This is a genomic window from Bradyrhizobium sp. (assembly GCF_049581145.1).
GTDB lineage: Bacteria > Pseudomonadota > Alphaproteobacteria > Rhizobiales > Xanthobacteraceae > Bradyrhizobium.
Genome location: NZ_JBAURI010000130.1, coordinates 1 through 2,572, shown reverse-complemented (window position 1 = coordinate 2,572; position 2,572 = coordinate 1). Strand labels below are relative to the sequence as shown.

The window sequence follows — 2,572 nt, the reverse complement described above, 5'->3', positions numbered from 1 at the left end:
CTCCTGCGGGGTGACCGTCGGCGAAGCGAGCGGAAAGCAGATCACAACCATCGAGGGCCTCGCGGCCGGCGCCGTGCTGAACAAGGTGCAGCAGGCCTGGATCGACAACGATGTGCCACAATGCGGCTATTGCCAGTCCGGCATGATCATGGCGGTGGCGGCATTGCTCAAGGACAATCCGAAGCCGACCGACCAGGACATCGACGACAACATCACCAATATCTGCCGCTGCGGCACCTTCCAGCAGGTGCGGCAGGCGATTCACGCCATCACGAACGCTTAAAGGGGAGGCGACCATGAATCAGCACGTTGCACCGCGCCTCGACCGCCGCGCCTTTGTGATCGGCACAGCCGCAATCGGCACCGGTCTTGCGATCGGCTTCGATCTGCCGTTCGGCGGGCCCGAGGCCGTCCGCGCCGCCGACGGCACGCCGGAAGTCAATGCCTGGGTCGTGATCCGGCCCGACGACACTGTCGTGATCCGCATCGCCCGCTCCGAAATGGGACAGGGCACGCTGACCGGCCTCGCCCAGCTTGTCGCCGAGGAGCTCGAATGCGACTGGTCAAAGGTCACCACTGAATTCCCGACCCCCGGCCAGAACCTCGCCCGCAAGCGCGTCTGGGGCGAGTACTCGACCGGCGGCAGCCGCGGCATCCGCACCTCCGAGAATTATGTGCGCAAGGGCGGCGCGGCGGCGCGCGTCATGCTGATCGAGGCCGCGGCCAACGAATGGAAGGTGCCGGTCGCCGAATGCAGCGCCGCCAACAGCGTCATCACGCACAAGCCATCCGGCAGGACCACGACCTACGGCAAGGTCGCCGAAGCCGCCGCCAGGCTGACGCCGCCGGCCGACGTCAAATTGAAGGACCCGAAGGACTGGACCATTGCCGGCAAGCCCCTGAAGCGGCTCGATACCGCCGACAAGGTGGTCGGCAAGACCGAATACGGCATCGACGTCAAGCTGCCGGGCCTGCTGAACGCCGCGATCAAGGATTGCCCGGTCACCGGCGGCAAATTGAACAGCTTTGACGAAGCCAAGATCGCCGGCATGAAGGGCGTCAAGAAGGTGGTGAAGGTCGGCGATACCGCGGTCGCCGTGGTCGCCGATACCTGGTGGCACGCCAAGACCGCGCTCGACGCGCTGCCGATCGTCTGGGACGAGGGACCGAACGCCAAGGTTTCCAGCGCAACGATCGCGGCATGGCTGGCGGAGGGCCTGGAGTCCGGCCCCGCCTTCGTCGGCAACCAGAACGGCGACATCGACGCCGCGATGGCCGGCGCCGCCAAGAAGGTCGAGGCGGTCTACAGCTATCCGTACCAGAACCACGCCACGCTGGAGCCGATGAACGCGACCGCGCTCTACACCGCGGACAGATGCGAGGTGTGGTGCGGCACGCAAAACGGCGAGGCCGCGCTGGCCGCGGTGCTGGAAGGCTCAGGCCTGCCGGCGGAGAAATGCGACGTCTACAAGCTGCTGCTTGGCGGCGGATTTGGCCGCAGGGGCCAGACCGACTATGTCCGCCAAGCCGTCGATATCGCCAAGCAGATGCCGGGCACGCCGATCAAGCTGATCTGGTCGCGCGAGGAAGACATGACGCATGGCCGCTATCATCCGATCACGCAATGCAAGATGACCGGCGCGTTCGATGCCGACGACAATCTGACCGGGCTGCACATGCGGATCTCCGGCCAGTCCATCCTGTTCAGCCTGCGTCCCGACGCACTCGTGAACGGCAAGGATCCGGCGACCTTCCAGGGCCTCAATCCGGCCGGCGAAGCCGCGTTCGGCTATTCGATCCCCAATCTCCTGATCGAGCATGCGATGCGCAATCCGCACATCATCCCGGGGTTCTGGCGCGGCGTGAACGTCAATCACAACGCGATCTATGTCGAATGCTTCATGGATGAGCTGGCGCATGCGGTAGGCCAGGATGCGCTCGCGTTCCGCCGCAAGCTGATGGCCAACCACCCCAAGAACCTCGCGGTGCTCAATGCGGTCGCCGAGAAGATCGGCTGGGACAAGCCGGCCCCGCAAAGCATCTCACGCGGCCTTGCGCACCTCAACGCTTTCGGCAGCTATGTCGCCGGCGCCGCCGAGATCTCGGTCACCGACGGCAACAAGATCAAGGTGATCCGGATCGTCGCCGCCACCGATCCCGGCTACGCCGTCAATCCGGCCCAGATCGAACGGCAGATCGCCGGCTCCTTCGTCTACGGCCTGACCGGGCTGATCTATGGCGGCTGCACCGTCAAGGACGGCCGCATCGAGCAGACCAATTTCGACACCTACAATTCGATGCGTATCAACGAGATGCCGAAAGTGGAATCGATCGTGATGCCGAGCGGCGGGTTCTGGGGCGGCGTCGGCGAGCCCACCATCAGCGTGGCGGCGCCGGCGGTGCTGAACGCGTTCTTCGCCGCCACCGGCAAACGCATCCGCTCGGTTCCCTTGCGGGATCAGAACATCTCGTTTGCTTGAAACAACACACGCGGCGGCTTGACGAGAGCCGCCGCGGCATTTCCGGATCACGCTGATGGACAAGCTGCGCCCGCTGACGCGGAGAGATGCCG

General features: G+C 65.2%; 2 protein-coding genes. Both read left to right on the top strand.

The features are described from left to right. On the top strand, nt 1-283 hold a 283-nt coding region (locus WCB02_RS04270), incomplete at its 5' end, for a (2Fe-2S)-binding protein (protein ID WP_423956595.1). 13 nt (nt 284-296) lie between these two features. Further along, complete coding sequence (locus WCB02_RS04265) at nt 297-2,480, top strand: molybdopterin cofactor-binding domain-containing protein (protein ID WP_423956594.1); 2,184 nt, start codon at nt 297-299, stop codon at nt 2,478-2,480. Nucleotides 2,481-2,572: the final 92 nt, after the last annotated feature.